Source organism: Pseudomonas citronellolis (genome assembly GCF_001586155.1).
GTDB classification, from domain to species: Bacteria; Pseudomonadota; Gammaproteobacteria; order Pseudomonadales; family Pseudomonadaceae; genus Pseudomonas; species Pseudomonas citronellolis.
In genome coordinates, this window is record NZ_CP014158.1 from 6,310,828 (window position 1) to 6,327,412 (window position 16,585).

Annotated in this window: 12 protein-coding genes; 1 reads left to right on the plus strand and 11 read right to left on the minus strand. The window is 67.1% G+C overall.

Annotation, left to right across the window (positions count from 1 at the left end):
- Nucleotides 1-477: 477 nt before the first annotated feature.
- The 3 genes from PcP3B5_RS27620 to PcP3B5_RS27630 form a co-directional block, all read right to left on the minus strand.
- Nucleotides 478-1,605 carry an SO2930 family diheme c-type cytochrome gene (locus PcP3B5_RS27620; protein ID WP_061562946.1) on the minus strand — a complete coding sequence of 376 codons (1,128 nt, stop codon included), beginning with the start codon at nucleotides 1,603-1,605 and terminating at the stop codon, nucleotides 478-480.
- Complete coding sequence (locus PcP3B5_RS27625; protein ID WP_061562947.1) at nucleotides 1,602-2,849, minus strand: parallel beta-helix domain-containing protein; 1,248 nt, start codon at nucleotides 2,847-2,849, stop codon at nucleotides 1,602-1,604. Before PcP3B5_RS27625 ends, PcP3B5_RS27620 begins: the two co-directional genes overlap by 4 nt.
- Nucleotides 2,850-3,277: 428 nt before the next feature.
- The gene (locus PcP3B5_RS27630; protein WP_061562948.1) at nucleotides 3,278-5,533 is read right to left on the minus strand and encodes a YgiQ family radical SAM protein; all 2,256 of its coding nucleotides are present in this window, start codon (nucleotides 5,531-5,533) and stop codon (nucleotides 3,278-3,280) included.
- A 223-nt stretch (nucleotides 5,534-5,756) separates the two neighbouring features.
- On the opposite strand from PcP3B5_RS27630, the gene PcP3B5_RS27635 reads away from it, so the two are divergent.
- Complete coding sequence (locus PcP3B5_RS27635; RefSeq protein ID WP_061562949.1) at nucleotides 5,757-7,637, plus strand: diguanylate cyclase; 1,881 nt, start codon at nucleotides 5,757-5,759, stop codon at nucleotides 7,635-7,637.
- Here the strand turns inward: PcP3B5_RS27635 and alr are convergent.
- From alr to rnr, 8 genes are all read right to left on the minus strand, one after another.
- Nucleotides 7,634-8,710 (minus strand): alanine racemase, encoded by a 1,077-nt coding sequence (gene alr / locus PcP3B5_RS27640; protein ID WP_061562950.1) that lies wholly within the window; start codon nucleotides 8,708-8,710, stop codon nucleotides 7,634-7,636. The two genes, PcP3B5_RS27635 and alr, sit on opposite strands and share 4 nt — an antisense overlap.
- 232 nt (nucleotides 8,711-8,942) lie before the next feature.
- Nucleotides 8,943-10,337 carry a replicative DNA helicase gene (dnaB, locus tag PcP3B5_RS27645; RefSeq protein ID WP_009613453.1) on the minus strand — a complete coding sequence of 465 codons (1,395 nt, stop codon included), beginning with the start codon at nucleotides 10,335-10,337 and terminating at the stop codon, nucleotides 8,943-8,945.
- 130 nt (nucleotides 10,338-10,467) lie between these two features.
- On the minus strand, nucleotides 10,468-10,914 hold the full coding sequence (rplI, locus tag PcP3B5_RS27650) for a 50S ribosomal protein L9 (RefSeq protein WP_009613455.1): 447 nt from the start codon (nucleotides 10,912-10,914) through the stop codon (nucleotides 10,468-10,470).
- A gap of 21 nt (nucleotides 10,915-10,935) precedes the next feature.
- On the minus strand, nucleotides 10,936-11,805 hold the full coding sequence (locus PcP3B5_RS27655; protein WP_058072195.1) for a hypothetical protein: 870 nt from the start codon (nucleotides 11,803-11,805) through the stop codon (nucleotides 10,936-10,938).
- A gap of 35 nt (nucleotides 11,806-11,840) precedes the next feature.
- Nucleotides 11,841-12,071 carry a 30S ribosomal protein S18 gene (rpsR, locus tag PcP3B5_RS27660; protein ID WP_009613459.1) on the minus strand — a complete coding sequence of 77 codons (231 nt, stop codon included), beginning with the start codon at nucleotides 12,069-12,071 and terminating at the stop codon, nucleotides 11,841-11,843.
- Nucleotides 12,072-12,099: 28 nt separating this feature from the next.
- Nucleotides 12,100-12,516 carry a 30S ribosomal protein S6 gene (rpsF, locus tag PcP3B5_RS27665; protein ID WP_009613460.1) on the minus strand — a complete coding sequence of 139 codons (417 nt, stop codon included), beginning with the start codon at nucleotides 12,514-12,516 and terminating at the stop codon, nucleotides 12,100-12,102.
- Nucleotides 12,517-12,918: 402 nt separating this feature from the next.
- The gene (gene rlmB, locus PcP3B5_RS27670; protein ID WP_061562951.1) at nucleotides 12,919-13,668 is read right to left on the minus strand and encodes a 23S rRNA (guanosine(2251)-2'-O)-methyltransferase RlmB; all 750 of its coding nucleotides are present in this window, start codon (nucleotides 13,666-13,668) and stop codon (nucleotides 12,919-12,921) included.
- A complete protein-coding gene (rnr, locus tag PcP3B5_RS27675; protein ID WP_061562952.1) occupies nucleotides 13,665-16,385 on the minus strand; it encodes a ribonuclease R in 2,721 nt (906 codons plus the stop codon). The genes rlmB and rnr overlap by 4 nt, the downstream gene beginning before the upstream one ends.
- Nucleotides 16,386-16,585 lie beyond the last annotated feature (200 nt).

The window sequence follows — 16,585 nt, forward strand, 5'->3', positions numbered from 1 at the left end:
TGCGGGCCTGGGCGACACAGCTTCCGCGCAAGTCCCGTGCCAGCCGCCAGGGGCCGTGGAACGGGCTGCGCACGGGCGCCGGGCACCATCGCGGGGCCTGGGGGCGCATGCCGGGCATGGGGGCGCACGGAAATAGGGCGCCGGTGGGGGATAGCCTAGACGGTGGGGTGTGACAGGGGGAGAGGGTTGGGTGGTCTTTCGTTGGGTGTTGGTTGCTCGCTAAGGGAGGGTGGCTGGGGTTTTGGTGTTGGGTTCTAGAGCGCCCTCTCCCCAGCCCTCGGCTGCGCGCCCCGCCCTGAAGGGAGAGGGGGCTTGTCCGTGCCGAGAAAGGATTTGGTGTTAGCCGGGTAATCGGTACAAGCCGGCTAACGCCGAAACATCAGCACGCTCCGAACGGTCCCCTCTCCCTTCAGGGAGAGGGTTAGGGAGAGGGAATGGAGTCCCCCCACGCACCGACATCGCATGGAAGCTCCAGCGTCAACTACATCCCCCCGACAACCCCGCAATCCACCGCTCCAATACCTCCAACCCCTCCTTGTGTACCAACGCCCGCCCCAGCTCCGGCATCATCTCCCCAGGCTTGTCGCTCCCCACTCGGTAGGTCAGCACCGACAGCTCCGGATGCCCCGGATGGATATCCTCGCGACGCCCGCCGGTACCATTGCCCGCCGCCACCGGCTGCTTGCAGAACCCGTAGTTCACGCCCAACTCGGCACTGGCATCGATATACAGTCCCGACGTGCGCGCAGCTCCCTTCGGGTTATGGCAATGACCGCAGTTGGCGTCCAGATAGCTGCGCGCCTGCTTCTCCAGGCTCTCGCCTGCCCGCGGGTGGCCCCACAGGGCGTTCTGCGGCACCTGCGCCATTTCCGGCAGGCCTTGCAGGAAGCCGCGCGCCTGCCAGTGGCGCAGCTGGTTGTCGCTGCCCTCGGCGTAGCCGAAGTCCTTGTTCAGGTGCCGGGCCTTGGGGCCCAGCGGGGCGATGCCGGCGCCCTTGGTCTCGGCATGGCACTCGGAGCACTGGTTGGCGTCCGGCACCATGTAGGTGAAGGCCACCTTCTGCCCGGCCGCGTCCTGCAGTTCCAGGGCCTGGCTGTCGCCGGCCAGTTCCAGGTGCGCTTCCTTCTGCTCGGCGTCCCACACGTAGGGCAGCGCCGTCCAGCCGTCCTTCTGCTTCACCAGCACTCGGGTCTCGACCAGGCGCACCCTGGCCAGGTCCAGGCCCTGCTGCGGGTCGCGGTCATCCTGCGAGTTCTCCAGCAGTTGGCCCTTGCCGTCAGTGGGGTAGTAGAAGGTCTTGGTCAGTACCGTGCCCAGCGGGTAGTCGAAGTGGTCCTCGGCGTACTTCGCCGCCTGCCCTTCAGGCATCCACACCGTGCGCAGCTTGTGCGCGTAGTCGGTGAACAGCGGGGTGTTGAGGTCGTAGGGCAGCACCTCGGGCGCAGGCGTGAGGTGGCCGTCGCCCAGGCGCAGCATGCCCCAGCCGCTCAAGGTCTGCGGGTAGTCGTCGCCCTCGGGCTGGTAGCGCGGCTTCGCCTGCTGCCCGCACCCGGCCAGCGCCACGGCCAGGGCGAGCGACAACCAGGCGCAGGCGGCTCGCGTCATGCCTTGCCTCCCTTCTCGCCCAGGCCGGCCTGTTCGATCTTCGGCAGCGGCTTGAGCTTGCAGCGGTGGCTGCTCATGTCGGTGCTGATGTTCTTGTAGCCGTTGGGGCCGTCGACGTTGACGATGCCGGCCTCGCCGTTGTCGATGCAGATGGCCAGCTCCTCCGGCAGCTTGCCGTCGACCAGTTTCTTCTGGTTCACGTAGCCGTCCCAGAGGATGTCCGGCAGGCGCCCGTTGAGGCCGAACTTGGCGATCTTCAGCGCCTTCAGCTCCAGGTGGTCGGGGCTGTCGCCGCCGGGGCCGAAGGTGTTGCCGTGGATGTAGATGCCCTCGGGGTAGGGGTCGAAGTTCGGCTGCGTCGCCTTGTCCGAGTAGTTGGTGCTGTAGTAGCTGCTGATGATGACGTTGGCGGTCTTGTGGTCGCCGATCCTGTTGTCGAAGATTTCCACGTCGTCGTTGGAGTTCACCACCACCCCGGAACCGGCCGGGACGCTGGCCACCGGCGTGCCCTTGTGGCCGAAGTTGTCGTGGTTGTTGCCCTGCACCTCGTTGTTGTAGACGCGGGTGCCGCGCCCCGGCTGCTGCAGGTTGGGCATATTGAAGACGAGGATGCCGCCAGTATTGCCGGTGGCCACGTTGTCGTACACGTCGGCGCCGATGGTGTTCTCGATCTCGATGCCGGCGACGTTGCGCTCGGCGCGGTTGTTGCGCACCACCACGTTGCGCGACTGGCCGACGTAGATGCCCGCGTCGGAGGCGCCGATGGCCACGTTGCCCTCCAGCAGCACGTTCTCGGTCTGCACCGGGTACAGGCCGTAGGCGCCGTTCTCGGTGGCCGGGCCGTTGGTCCATTCGGTGCGCACGTTGCGGATCACGATGTTCTTGCCGCCCAGCACCTTGAGCGCGTCGCCCTTGCTGTCCTCGATGGCCAGGTTCTCGATGGTGAAGTCCGAGGCGTCCACCAGCAGGCCTTCGGCGCCGGCCTTCTGGTTCTTGAAGCTGAGGATGGTCTTGTCCATGCCGTCGCCGCGGAGGGTCACGCCATCGACCTTGAGGCTGAGGCCGCGGTCGAGGTGGTAGGTGCCGGCGGGGATCGCGATGACGTCACCGGGCTTGGCCTTGATCAGCCGTGCCTGCAGGTCTTTCTGGAAGTCCGCGCTGACCGCGGCGGTGGGTTTGTCCTGCTCGCCGCAGGCGGCCAGGAGCACGGCGAGGCTGAGAAGGGACAGGGCGGCGCGACGCATGGCGGGGTCTCCGGTCTTGTTTTTATGATTTTGGAACTATAGTACCAAAATGTTTCGGTGAATAGACCGGACGCAGTCGCCTCCCTGTAGGAGCGAGCTTGCTCGCGAACCGTGCCTCCCGGGGGCTTTGGGGATTGGGCTGTAGAGCGCCCTCTCCCTAACCCTCTCCCTGAAGGGAGAGGGGACCGTTCGGTGCGCGTTGGTATTCCTGAGTCAGCTGGCTAGCGCAGAGATTGCCAGCTGAAACCAGGCCATTTCTCGGCACGGACAAGCCCCCTCTCCCTTCAGGGAGAGGGCTGGGGAGAGGGTGCGGAGGTCGGTCTGATGCCGGCGTATCCGGGAAACTCTGTTCGCGAGCAAGCTCGCTCCTACAAAAGCAGCCCCGGAAACGAAAACGGGGCCTCACGGCCCCGTCGTCGGACATGCGCTCAGCGCGGTATGTTCGGCTGGCGCTTGGTGGTGCGCTTCTTGCCCTTGGCGTAGGCCGCGGCCTTGCCCTCCTCGCCCTTGTTCCACGGGCGCGAGCCGTCGCTGGCGCGCGGCGGCAGGCCGGTGTGCTGGGTCAGCAGCGGCTTGCCGGCCTTCTTGCTGCCCACCGGGGTGGAGTTCTTGCGCCGGGCGCTCTGGTAGCTGCCGTCGGCGTCGGGCTGGTGGGTGGGGATCAGTTGGTGCTTGCCGTTGCCGATCAGGTCGGCGCGGCCCATGTCCTTGAGCGCCTCGCGCAGCATCGGCCAGTTGTTCGGATCGTGCCAGCGCAGGAAGGCCTTGTGCAGGCGGCGATGGCGCTCGCCCTTGACGATGGTCACCGCGTCGCTCTTGTAGGTGACCTTGCGCAGCGGGTTCTTGCCCGAGTGGTACATGGCCGTGGCGGTGGCCATCGGCGAGGGGTAGAAGGCCTGTACCTGGTCGGCGCGGAAGCCGTTGCGCTTGAGCCACAGGGCGAGGTTCATCATGTCCTCGTCGGTGGTGCCCGGGTGCGCGGCGATGAAGTACGGGATCAGGTACTGCTCCTTGCCCGCCTCCTTGGTGAACTTCTCGAACATCTGCTTGAAGCGATCGTAGCTGCCGATGCCCGGCTTCATCATCTTCGACAGCGGGCCCTGCTCGGTGTGCTCCGGGGCGATCTTCAGGTAGCCGCCGACGTGGTGCGTCACCAGCTCGCGCACGTACTCCGGCGACTCCACCGCCAGGTCGTAGCGCAGGCCCGAGGCGATGAGGATCTTCTTCACCCCCGGCAGGTCGCGGGCGCGGCGGTACAGCTGGATCAGCGAGGAGTGGTCGGTGTTGAGGTTCTCGCAGATGCCGGGGAACACGCACGACGGCTTGCGGCAGTGCTTCTCGATCTCCGGGTCCTTGCAGGCGATGCGGTACATGTTGGCGGTCGGCCCGCCGAGGTCGGAGATCACCCCGGTGAAGCCCGGCACCTTGTCGCGGATTTCCTCGATCTCGCGGATGATCGAGTCTTCCGAGCGGTTCTGGATGATCCGCCCCTCGTGCTCGGTGATCGAGCAGAAGGTGCAGCCGCCGAAGCAGCCACGCATGATGTTCACCGAGAAACGGATCATCTCGTAGGCCGGGATCTTCTCGCCGCCGTAGGCCGGGTGCGGCACGCGGGCGTAGGGCAGGCCGAAGACGTAGTCCATCTCCTCGGTGCTCAGCGGGATGGGCGGCGGGTTGAACCACACGTCGGTCTCGCCGTGGCGCTGGACCATGGCCCGGGCGTTGCCGGGGTTGGTCTCCAGGTGCAACACGCGGTTGGCGTGGGCGTACAGCACCGGGTCGTTCTTCACCTTCTCGAAGGACGGCAGGCGGATGACGGTGCGCTCGCGGGTCAGCTTCGGGTTGGGCAGCAGCTGCACCACCTTGGCTTCGTTGGGGTCTTCCTGCGGGCCCTTGTCCTGCTCGATGGCGCAGGCGGCGGTGTCCTGGGTGTTGACGTAGGGGTTGATGATCTTGTCGATCCTGCCCGGGCGGTCGATGCGCGTGGAGTCCAGCTCGAACCAGCCCTCGGGGGTGTCGCGGCGGACGAAGGCGGTGCCGCGCACGTCGGTGATCGACTCGATCGGTTCACCGGCGGACAGGCGCTGGGCCACCTCGACCACGGCGCGCTCGGCGTTGCCGAACAGCAGGAGGTCGGCCTTGGCGTCCATCAGGATCGAGTGGCGGACCTTGTCCTGCCAGTAGTCGTAGTGGGCGATGCGGCGCAGCGAGGCCTCGATGCCGCCGAGCACGATCGGCACGCCCTTGTACGCCTCGCGGCAGCGCTGGCTGTAGACCATGCTGGCGCGGTCCGGGCGCTTGCCGGCGTTACCGCCGGGGGTGTAGGCGTCGTCGGAGCGGATCTTCCGGTCGGCGGTGTAGCGGTTGATCATCGAGTCCATGTTGCCGGCGGCCACGCCGAAGAACAGGTTCGGCTTGCCCAGCTTCATGAAGTCGTCTTTCGACTGCCAGTCCGGCTGGGCGATGATGCCCACGCGGAAGCCCTGGGCTTCCAGCAGGCGGCCGATGATGGCCATGCCGAAGGACGGATGGTCGACGTAGGCATCGCCGGTGACGATGATGATGTCGCAGGAATCCCAGCCCAGTCGGTCCATCTCTTCCCGGCTCATCGGCAGGAACGGCGCCGGGCCGAAACACTCGGCCCAGAACTTGGGATAGTCGAACAGCGGCTTGGCGGCTTGCATCACGGGCACCGGGGGCATCTCTAGGAATAGGGTCGCGAAATCGCGGGCGCGGAATATAGCACAAAAAGTGAACAATTCCGACCGGGATGCTGGGGTTTTTCCCGGCGCCGGGCGACCGCCGGACGGGGACGATTGGCGGCGCCGCCACAGTGGCAACTGGCTATACTCGCTCCACCGTCTCAACAGGCTTGGCCACAGCGGCCGGGAACAGGGAGTGTCAACCGTGCGTCATCTGTGGTGTCTGTTGTTCCTCCTGCTCGGTTGCGCCAGCGCCGCGGCCCAGCCCCTGGTGCTCGACGAACGGGCCAGCGGGCGCTGGCTGAACGACGGCCTGATGCTGCTGGAAGACCCGGGCGCACGCCTGGACCTGCAACAGGCACGCGAGCAGGACGCCGCCTTCGTGCCCGCCAAGGGCCGCACCAGCGTCGGCCAGAGCCCCAACCCCTGGTGGCTGCGCCTGGACCTGGAACGCCAGGCCACGCCGCCCGGCGGATGGTGGCTGGAGGTGGACGCGGTGAACCTGCTCGACCTGCGCCTGTACCTGCCCGACGGCCAGGGCGGCTACCGCGAGCTGCGTTCGGGCGAAGCGGTGCCCTTCGCCGAGGGCCGCGACCGCAGCTACCGCCGCCCGGTGTTCCACCTGCCCGCCGGCGAGGGCCCGCTGCGCCTGTACCTGCGCAGCCTGGACCCGGCCGGCAACTCCTTCCCGCTGCGCATCTGGTCGCAGGACGACCTGCAGGACCACCGCGCCGAGACCAACCTGTTCCTCGGCGGCGTCTACGGGCTGATCGCCGCGCTGCTGCTGTACAACCTGTTCATCCTGGTCAGCCTGCGCGACCGCGCCTACTTCTGGTACGTGCTCACCACCGGCTTCGCCCTGCTGTTCAGCATGGGCATGACCGGCCATGCCTTCGAGCTGCTCTGGCCCGGCGACGCGGTGCCCTGGTGGCTGAACCGCATCACCCTGCCCTCGCTGTGGGGCCTGTGCGTCACCCGCTTCACCCAGACGCTGCTGCAGACCCGCCGCAACGTGCCCTGGGCGCACCACATGCTGACGCTGAACTGCCTGCTGTACGTCGCCTCGGTGCTGCTCAACGTCTTCGTCGGCCGCTCCGAGGCCGGCTGGGTGCTGGCCACCACCACCTTCGTCGGCATCCCGGCGGCGCTCGGCGCGGCCATCACCCGATCGTTGCAGGGCTCGCTGCCGGCACGCCTGTACCTGGTGGGCTTCGGCCTGGTGCTGTCCAGCGTGAGCATCTCGGTGATGCGCGCCCTGGGCGTGGTGCAGCCGTCGCCCACCACCGCCTACCTGTTCCCGGTGTCGGTGGCCATGGAGTCCATCCTGTTCTCCTTCGCCCTGACCTCGCGCATCCAGGAACTCAAGCGCGAGAAGGCCCAGGCCCTGGAGCAGGCCAACCGCGAGAAGAGCGCGCGCATGACCCTGCTGCAGAGCGCGCAGAACGACCTGGCGCAGGCCGTGGCGGCGCGCACCGCCGAGCTGACGCAGAGCAACCGCCTGCTGCTCGAACGCGAGGCCCAGCTGCGCCATGCCGCGCACAACGACCCGCTCACCGGGCTGCCCAACCGCCGCTACCTGGTGGAGCACGCCGAGCAGGCGCTGCAGCAGGCCCAGCAGAACGGCGAGAGCCTGGCGCTGATGCTGATCGACCTCGACCACTTCAAGCCGATCAACGACACCCACGGCCACGACGCCGGCGACTTCATGCTCCAGCACGTCGGCCACCGCCTGCGCCAGTGCGTGCGCTCCAGCGACTGCGTGGCGCGCCTGGGCGGCGACGAATTCGCCGCGCTGGTGTCCGGCCCCGACGCCGAAGGCCACGCCCGGGAGATAGCGGTGCGCCTGCTCAGCGAACTGTCGCGGCCGGTGCACTTCGACCGCCTGGAACTGAGCGTCACCCCGAGCATCGGCGTGGCCATCTACCCGCGCCACGCACTGCAGTTCGCCAAGCTGTACAAGGCCGCCGACCAGGCGCTGTACCAGGTCAAGGGCAGCGGCCGGGCCAGCTACGCGCTGGCCGGGGAGGACGCTGGCAATGGCGACTTCTGGCTGGAGACGCTGAAGACTTCGGACCGGTTGGTCTAGGCGCTGTACTTGCGCGGCACCCGCGCGGTGACCTTGGTCAGCAGCTCGTAGCCGATGGTGCCGGCGTGGGCGGCCACTTCGTCCACCGCCAGCTGCGTGCCCCAGAGTTCCACCGGGGCGCCAACGGTGGCTTCGGGCAGGTCGGTGAGGTCCACCGCCAGCATGTCCATGGACACCCGGCCGGCCAGCGGCGCGCGCTGGCCGGCGACCAACACTGGCGTGCCGCTGGGCGCGTGGCGTGGGTAGCCGTCGGCGTAGCCACAACTGACGGTGCCGATGCGCGACGGCCGTTCGGCCACCCAGGTGGCGCCGTAGCCGACGCTCTCGCCCACCGCCACTTCGCGAATGGACATCACCTGCGCGTGCAGGCTCATGGCCGGGCGCAGGCCCATCTCGGCCGCGCCCAGGTCGGCGAAGGGCGAGGCGCCGTAGAGCATGATGCCGGGGCGGATCCAGTCCATGTGCGCCGCCGGGATGCTCAGCACGGCGGCGGAGTTGGCTAGCGAGCGCTGGTCGAAGTCCAGGTCGAGCAGGCCGAGGAAGCATTCCAGTTGGTCCTCGGTGAGCGTATGGCCGCGCTCGTCGGCGCAGGCGAAGTGGCTCATCAGGTTCAGCTCGGCGACCTGCGGGGCGCCGCGCAGGCTCGGGAAGACCGCGCGCAGGGCCTCGGCGGAGAAGCCCAGGCGGTGCATGCCCGAATCCAGCTTGAGCCAGACATTGAGCGGCTGCGGCAGGTTGCTGGCCAGCAGCGTCGCCAGTTGCTCCGGGCCTTGCACGGCGATGTCCAGGCGTAGTTGCGAGGCCACCAGGAACTCGCTCGGCTCGAAGCAGCCTTCCAGCAGCAGGATGCGCGCAGTGCCGTGCAGCGCGCGGACCTCGGCGGCCTCCTCCAGGCAAGCCACGGCGAAGCCATCGGCCTCGTCACGCAGCGCGGTCACTACCTCGCGCACGCCATGCCCGTAGGCATTGGCCTTGACCACGGCGAACGCCTCGCGGCCCGGCGCGCAGCGCTTGGCCAGGGCGTAGTTGTGCTGGATGGCGGAGAGGTCGATATGGGCGATAAGGGGGCGCATGGGGGTTCCGAGCTACAGGCTGAGCAGAGCGAGGAGCATAACCGCCCCGCCGCCGCGGCGGCAGGAAAAACATGGGCGTAGGAGCGGACCTTATCCGCGATGGCTGGAGGTTTCGGCGCGGATCGCGGATGAGATCCGCTCCTACGCTGCACCACCCACTCCATTCCATGTAGGAGCGCGCCCTGCGCGCGAATCGCGGGCAGGGCCCGCTCCTACAAAAAACACGGGGGCGTTATTCGTCTTCGAAGTTGTACATGCCCGGGGCGAGGTTCTCGAAGCGGGTGAAGCGGCCGAGGAAGGCCAGGCGCACGGTGCCGATGGGGCCGTTACGCTGCTTGCCGATGATGATTTCGGCCACGCCCTTGAACTCGGTTTCCGGGTGGTACACCTCGTCGCGGTAGACGAACATGATCACGTCGGCGTCCTGCTCGATCGCCCCGGATTCGCGAAGGTCGGAGTTCACCGGGCGCTTGTTCGGGCGCTGTTCCAGGGAGCGGTTGAGCTGCGACAGCGCCACCACCGGGCAGTTGAATTCCTTGGCCAGGGCCTTGAGCGAGCGGGAGATCTCGGAGATCTCGTTGGTGCGGTTGTCGCCGGAGGAACCGGGGATCTGCATCAGCTGCAGGTAGTCCACCATGATCAGGGCGATCTCGCCGTGCTCGCGGGCCAGGCGCCGGGTGCGCGCACGCATTTCCGAGGGCGAGATGCCGGCGGTGTCGTCGATGAACAGCTTGCGCTCGTTGAGCAGGTTGACCGCCGAGGTCAGGCGCGGCCAGTCGTCGTCCTCCAGCTTGCCCGAACGCACCTTGGTCTGGTCGATGCGGCCCAGGGACGAGAGCATACGCATCACGATCGAGTCCGAGGGCATCTCCAGGGAATACACCAGCACCACCTTGTCGGTGCGCAGCACGGCGTTCTCCACCAGGTTCATGGCGAAGGTGGTCTTACCCATGGACGGACGGCCGGCGACGATGATCAGGTCGGCCGGCTGCAGGCCGCTGGTCTTCTCGTCGAGGTCGGTGAAGCCGGTGGAGATGCCGGTGAAGGCGTCGTTGGTGTTGAACAGGTGGTCGATCCGGTCGATCGTCTTCACCAGGATGTCGCCGATGCCCACCGGGCCGCCGGTCTTCGGCCGCGCCTCGGCGATCTCGAAGATGCGCCGCTCGGCCTCGTCGAGCACCTCGTTGGCGCTGCGGCCCTCGGGGTTGAAGGCGCTGTCGGCTATGTCGCTGCTGATGCCGATCAGCTGGCGCAGGGTGGCGCGCTCGCGGATGATCTGCGCGTAGGCCTTGATGTTCGCCACCGAGGGGGTGTTCTTCGCCAGCTCGGCCAGGTAGGCCAGGCCGCCAACCTGCGACAGCTGGCCTTCGCGCTCCAGCAGCTCGGAGAGGGTCACCACGTCGATCGGCTGGTTGCCTTCGGCGAGCTTGTACACCGCGCGGAAGATCAGGCGGTGGTCATGGCGGTAGAAGTCGCCGTCGGACACCGCGTCCGACACGCGCTCCCAGGCGTTGTTGTCGAGCATCAGACCACCCAGCACCGCCTGTTCGGCTTCGATCGAATGCGGCGGCACCTTGAGGGTGGCCGTTTGCAGGTCGTATTGCTCGGGGACGGTGATGTCGTTCATGGGCTCGGCGCAGGAAACTCGGATGGATGCAGAAAAACAAAGGGCACGGACCGCTAGGCGGTACCGTGCCCGATGTTAGCGAACTGCCGCGTCCACGCAAGGTGTCCACGGCGTCGCAGCGACGGATCGCTTACTCGGCGACGACGACCACGTGCAGGGTCGCTTCGACGTCGGTGTGCAGCTGCACTTCGATGTCGTATTCGCCGACGGTGCGCAGGGCACCGTTGGGCAGGCGCACTTCGGCCTTTTCCAGCGGGTAGCCGGCAGCGGAGACCGCTTCGGCAATGTCGCGGGTGCCGATCGAACCGAACAGCTTGCCTTCGTCGCCGGCGTGGGCGCCGATGGTGACGATCAGTTCGGCCAGCTGGGCGGCGCGAGCTTCGGCATCAGCCTTCTTCGCGGCGGCAGCCTTTTCCAGCTCGGCGCGGCGCTCTTCGAAAGCAGCGACGTTGGCCGGGGTGGCAGCGGTGGCCTTGCCCTGCGGCAGCAGGTAGTTACGGGCGTAGCCGCCCTTGACGTTCAGTTTGTCGCCCAGGTTGCCCAGTTTGGCGATCTTTTCCAGCAGGATGACTTCCATTTGAGTCTTACCTCTTAACTTTTAACCTTCACCGTTCGTGGAGCCCTGGCGACGTACCAGGCGACCACGAAAATCAAACAGACTATCGACGACAGCAACCAGACAGATCACATTCCCCAGCATCAGCGCCAGGCCGTACAACAGCACCAGCCAGAACCCCGGCAGGCGTTTCAGCGCGACCAGCCCATGGCCGAGCGCGAGCCCGGCGAACAGCAGCGGCACGGCGCACAACGGCGCCACCACGGCGAACTGCGGGCCCAGCAGCGGCACCACCAGCACGCCCAGCAGCAGCGCGATGGCCACCGCCGGCGCCAGGCGCAGCGCGCGGAACTCGCGGCCGAACCCTTGCGGGTTGTACAGCGCCGCTTGCCAGTAGCGCGCCAGCATCAGGCACAGCAGGCTGATGACCTGCAGCGAGGCGGCCAGCAGGCCGGTAACGGCCGGCACCAGCCCCGCTTGCAGCTCGGCCTGCTGGTCCGCCGAAAGCTTCGCTTCCGACAGCACCTGCGGCAGCACCTTGCCAAACGCCTCCGCCAGACCTTGAACCAGCCCGGCGGATACCGTGCTCAACAGCAGCACGTAGAACACGCCCAACACCACGCTGGCCAGCATGACCCGATTCCAGGACATGCTGGAGCGCAACACCTGCGCCAGGACCGCCGAACCCAGCATCACCAGGGTGACCGTGGGGTCGCCCAGGTACCACCAGGCCAGGGCCGGGAGCAGCGCCCAGGCCAGGATGCCAATGGCATCGCCGGTTCCTCGGCGCAGCAGCACCAGGCTGCCGGCGGCGGCACCGAGCCAGAAGAACGGCTGCAGTACCGCGGCTGCGACGACCACCAGGGTCGCCTGCATGCGGCCTCGCATGACGAATTCAGCCAATGCGCGCATGCGATCTATCCATCAAGGCTACGTCGACTGCCCGATCAACGGCCGTGGCTGTCGGTGTAGGGAAGCAGGGCCAGGTAGCGAGCGCGCTTGATGGCGGTCGACAGCTGACGCTGGTACTTGGCCTTGGTGCCGGTGATGCGGCTCGGAACGATCTTGCCGGTTTCGGAAACGTAGGCCTTCAGGGTGTTGAGATCTTTGTAATCGATCTCCTTGACGCCTTCAGCGGTGAAACGGCAGAACTTACGACGACGGAAGAAACGTGCCATGTTATCGGCTCCTCAATACTGTCCGGGATTACTCGTCGGCGCTGTCGCGGCTGTCTTCGCCGTCAGCGGACTCGTTTTCGTTGGAGTCAGGACGCTCACGGCGCTCGCGGCGCTCGTTGCGGCTCTCTTCGGCCTTCAGCATTTCGGACTGGCCGGTAACGGCTTCGTCGCGACGGATCACCAGGTTACGGATGACGGCGTCGTTGTAGCGGAAGTTGTCTTCCAGTTCGGCCAGGGCCTTGGCGCTGCACTCGACGTTCAGCAGAACGTAGTGAGCCTTGTGCACGTTGTTGATGGCGTAAGCCAGCTGACGACGGCCCCAGTCTTCCAGGCGGTGAACCTTGCCGCCGTCTTCTTCGATGACCTTGGTGTAACGCTCGACCATGCCACCGACTTGTTCGCTCTGGTCCGGGTGAACCAGGAACACGATTTCGTAATGACGCATAAATGCTCCTTACGGGTTGCAGCCTGCCGACGATGCGGTCAGGCAAGGAGTGAATGTCTTTTTGACTTGCCGGCGGGTGGACGCGTGAGCGCCTGCCCGGACGGCAAGGGGCGACATTCTAGAGAAGGGGGGAAGGCGGCGCAAGGCAATTGATGAATATTTGAGCAATTGCAGGCGAGGGGCGGCAGAGGCTCTTCGCAGGATGGGTCGGGCTTGCGAAACCCATGCGGCCATGGCGATGGGTATCGCTTCGCTCAACCCATCCTACGACGGCACTTTTCCTATTGCTCCAACTGTCCTGCAGACCGCGCTGGGGGCTCTTCGCAGGAGCGAGCTTGCTCGCGAACCGGGCGGGCACGGTGCCGGGTTTGGTTCGCGAGCAAGCTCGCTCCTACGGGGTTCTTAGGTCTTTTTCGCCTGGCGCTGGCGGACGATCTCGAACAGGCACACGCCGGTGGCCACCGACACGTTCAGGCTGCTGACGCTGCCGCCCATGGGCAGCTTGGCCAGGTAGTCGCAGTGTTCGCGGGTCAGGCGGCGCATGCCCTTGCCTTCGGCGCCCATGACCAGCACGGTGGGCCCGGTGAGGTCCAGTTCGTAGAGGGTCTGGGTCGCCTCGCCAGCCGTGCCGACCACCCACAGGCCGCGCTGCTGGAGCTTTTCCAGGGTGCGCGCGAGGTTGGTCACGGCCACCAGCGGGATCACTTCGGCGGCGCCGCAGGCGACCTTGCGCACGGTGGCGTTGAGGGTCGCCGACTTGTCCTTCGGCACTATCACCGCCAGCGCGCCGGCGGCATCGGCGGTGCGCAGGCAGGCGCCGAGGTTGTGCGGGTCGGTGACGCCGTCCAGGGCCAGCAGCAACGCCGGCCCGGGGGTGCGCTCGAGCAGTTCCTCGAGCATGTTCTCGCCCCACACCTGGCTCGGGCTGACCTCGGCGACCACGCCCTGGTGCACGCCCTCGGCCCACTCGTCGAGTTCCTTGCGCTCACGGGTGCCCACCGGCACCCGCGTCTGCCCGGCCAGTTCCACCAGCGCCTGGACCCGCGGATCGTGCCGCCCCTCGGCCAGCCACAGTTGCTTGACGCGCTTGGGGTGATGGCGCAGCAGCGCCTCCACGGCGTGCACGCCGTAGACTCTTTCCCACTGGCTCATGGCTTGGCCTTGGGCTTGCCTGCCGCGGCGCCCTCCGCCTTGGGCTTGGAAGGCCCCTTGCGGTGCTTGCTCGGCTTGGCGGCCTTGGCTTTCTGCTTCGACGGCTTGCGCGGTTTCTCCGCAGCGGCCTTGGCGTTCTTCGCCGGCTTGCCCTGGGCCTTGGCCGGCGGCCGCTTGCCGCCCACCTTGGCTTCGTCGAGCAGCGCCTGCTTCAGCGCGCGGCTTCTGTTCACATCGGTGTTGCCGAGCATCTCGTCGGCCTTGGCGAGCATCTCCGGCGCCACCGAGGGCAACGCCTGGACCACACCGACCTTGCGCTTGCGCGGCGGCGCCACGGGCAGCGGCGGCTCCGGCACTTCCAGCTGCAGCTCGCGCGGCTGGCCCTTGGCCCTGGCCGGCTTGGCGGCCGCCTTGGCAGGCTTGCCGGGCTTGGCCGTCTCGGCCTTGTCGCCGCGCTTCTTGCGGCCGATGGGCGCGCTGAGCGCGTTTTCGGCCAGCTCGAAGTCGATCTTGCGCTCGTCCAGGTCGACCCGCGCCACCACCACCTGGGTGATGTCGCCGAGGCGGAAGCTGCGCCCGGTGCGCTCGCCGGCCAGGCGGTGGTGCACGGCGTCGAAGTGGTAGTAGTCGCCGGGCAGCGCGGTGACGTGCACCAGGCCCTCGACATAGATGTCGGTCAGCTCGACGAAGATGCCGAAGCCGGTGACCGCGGTGATCACGCCGTCGAAGGTCTCGCCGACGCGGTCGCGCATGTATTCGCACTTCAGCCAGTTGGTGACGTCGCGGGTGGCCTCGTCGGCGCGCCGCTCGGTCATCGAGCACTGCTCGCCGAGCTGCTCCAGGCGCGGCTCGTCATAGGGGTAGATGCGCGCCTTGGCCATCGCGGTGGCGCCGGCGCGCTGCACCAGGTCGGTTTCGCGCTTGGAGCGGATCACGCTGCGGATGGCGCGGTGCACCAGCAGGTCCGGGTAGCGGCGGATCGGCGAGGTGAAGTGGGTGTAGGCCTCGTAGTTCAGGCCGAAGTGGCCGTGGTTCTCCGGGCTGTACACCGCCTGGCTCAGCGAGCGCAGCATCACCGTCTGGATCAGTTGGAAGTCCGGGCGGCCCTGGATGGATTCGAGCAGCGCCTGGTAGTCGCCGGGGGTCGGCTCGCCCTTGCCGCGGTAGAGGGCCAGGCCCAGTTCGCCGAGGAACTGCCGCAGGTTGTTCAGCTTCTCCTGCGGCGGGCCGTCGTGGACGCGGTACAGCGCGGGGATTTCCAGCTTCTCGAGGAACCTGGCGGTGGCCACGTTGGCCGCCAGCATGCATTCCTCGATCAGCTTGTGCGCGTCGTTGCGCTGGGTCGGGCGGATCTCCGAGATCTTGCGGTCGGCGCCGAAGACGATGCGCGTCTCCTGGGTCTCGAAGTCGATGGCGCCACGCACGTGGCGCGCCGCCAGCAGCACCTTGTACAGGTCATACAGGGTGTTCAGGTGCGGCACCACGCCCGGCAGTTGCTCGGCCAGGCGCTTGGCTTCGGGGCTGTCGGGGGTCTCCAGGTACTGGCTGACCTTGGTGTAGGTGAGCCGCGCGTGGGAGTGGATGACTGCCTCGTAGAACTGGTAGCCGGTCATCTTGCCGGCCCTGGACAGGTTCATCTCACAGACCATGGCCAGGCGGTCGACCAGCGGGTTCAGCGAGCACAGGCCGTTGGAGAGGATTTCCGGCAGCATGGGGATGACACGCTCGGGGAAGTACACCGAGTTGCCGCGCTTGGCCGCCTCCTCGTCCAGCGCCGAGCCCACCTTCACGTAGTGGGAGACGTCGGCGATGGCGACGTACAGCTTCCAGCCGCCGCCCTTGCGCTTCTCGGCGTAGACGGCGTCGTCGAAGTCGCGGGCGTCCTCGCCGTCGATGGTCACGAACGGCAGGGCGCGCAGGTCGACGCGCTTCTCCTTGTCCTTGTCCGCCACCTCGGGCTTGAGCTTGGCCGCTTCCTTCTCAACGCCTTCGGGCCAGACGTGGGGGATGTCGTAGCTGCGCAGGGCGACTTCGATCTCCATGCCCGGCGCCATGTAGTCGCCGAGCACATCCACCACTTCGCCCTGGGCCTGGCGGTGCACGCTGGGCCACTGGTCGATGCGCACCTGGACGAACTGGTTGTGCCTGGCCGCGCCGTGCTTGCCCGGCGGGATCAGCACTTCCTGCTGGATCTTCGGGTTGTCGGCGACCACGGTGCCGATGCCGCTCTCTTCGAAGTAGCGGCCGACCAGGGTCTCATGGGCGCGTTCGATGACTTCGACGATGGCGCCTTCGCGGCGGCCACGGCGGTCGAAGCCGGAGACGCGCGCCAGGGCGCGGTCGCCGTCGAACACCAGGCGCATCTGCGTCGGGCTGAGGAACAGGTCGTCGCTGCCGTCGTCGGGAATCAGGAAGCCGAAGCCGTCGCGGTGGCCGGCGATGCGGCCGCGGATCAGGTCCAGCTTGTCCACCGGGGCGTAGGCGCCGCGGCGGGTATAGATGAGCTGGCCGTCACGTTCCATGGCGCGCAGGCGACGGCGCAGGGCTTCTTCCTGCTCCTCGCCGGACAGGCCGAGCTCTTCCAGTAGTTGCGCGCGGGTCGCCGGCGCGCCGCGTTCGGCGAGGTGCGCCAGGATCAGTTCGCGGCTGGGGATGGGGTTTTCGTATTTTTCCGCTTCGCGGGCGGCCTCGGGATCGAGGTTTTGCCAATCGGCCATCAGGGTGAGATCACCTTATCGTCTATATAAATGTAAGCGTCATGTGCTTATTGAAGCGCGAAATCCGCTCGTCGGTCAGCTTCGACCAAGAATAAATTTTTTATCGCATCAGGGGTTTACAAGCCAAAGCCTGCTCCGTATAGTTCGCGCCCACAGCGTCACTGCGACGTTGTAACACGGAAACGATGAGCAATCATCGC

Coding starts and splice junctions, on each gene's coding strand:
- PcP3B5_RS27655 (WP_058072195.1), bottom strand. CDS start 11,805: ATGCGCGCATTGGCTGAATTCGTCATGCGAGGCCGCATGCAGGCGACC.
- rlmB (WP_061562951.1), bottom strand. CDS start 13,668: ATGAGCCAGTGGGAAAGAGTCTACGGCGTGCACGCCGTGGAGGCGCTG.
- PcP3B5_RS27630 (WP_061562948.1), bottom strand. CDS start 5,533: ATGCAAGCCGCCAAGCCGCTGTTCGACTATCCCAAGTTCTGGGCCGAG.
- rpsR (WP_009613459.1), bottom strand. CDS start 12,071: ATGGCACGTTTCTTCCGTCGTCGTAAGTTCTGCCGTTTCACCGCTGAA.
- rpsF (WP_009613460.1), bottom strand. CDS start 12,516: ATGCGTCATTACGAAATCGTGTTCCTGGTTCACCCGGACCAGAGCGAA.
- PcP3B5_RS27620 (WP_061562946.1), bottom strand. CDS start 1,605: ATGACGCGAGCCGCCTGCGCCTGGTTGTCGCTCGCCCTGGCCGTGGCG.
- alr (WP_061562950.1), bottom strand. CDS start 8,710: ATGCGCCCCCTTATCGCCCATATCGACCTCTCCGCCATCCAGCACAAC.
- rplI (WP_009613455.1), bottom strand. CDS start 10,914: ATGGAAGTCATCCTGCTGGAAAAGATCGCCAAACTGGGCAACCTGGGC.
- rnr (WP_061562952.1), bottom strand. CDS start 16,385: ATGGCCGATTGGCAAAACCTCGATCCCGAGGCCGCCCGCGAAGCGGAA.
- dnaB (WP_009613453.1), bottom strand. CDS start 10,337: ATGAACGACATCACCGTCCCCGAGCAATACGACCTGCAAACGGCCACC.
- PcP3B5_RS27625 (WP_061562947.1), bottom strand. CDS start 2,849: ATGCGTCGCGCCGCCCTGTCCCTTCTCAGCCTCGCCGTGCTCCTGGCC.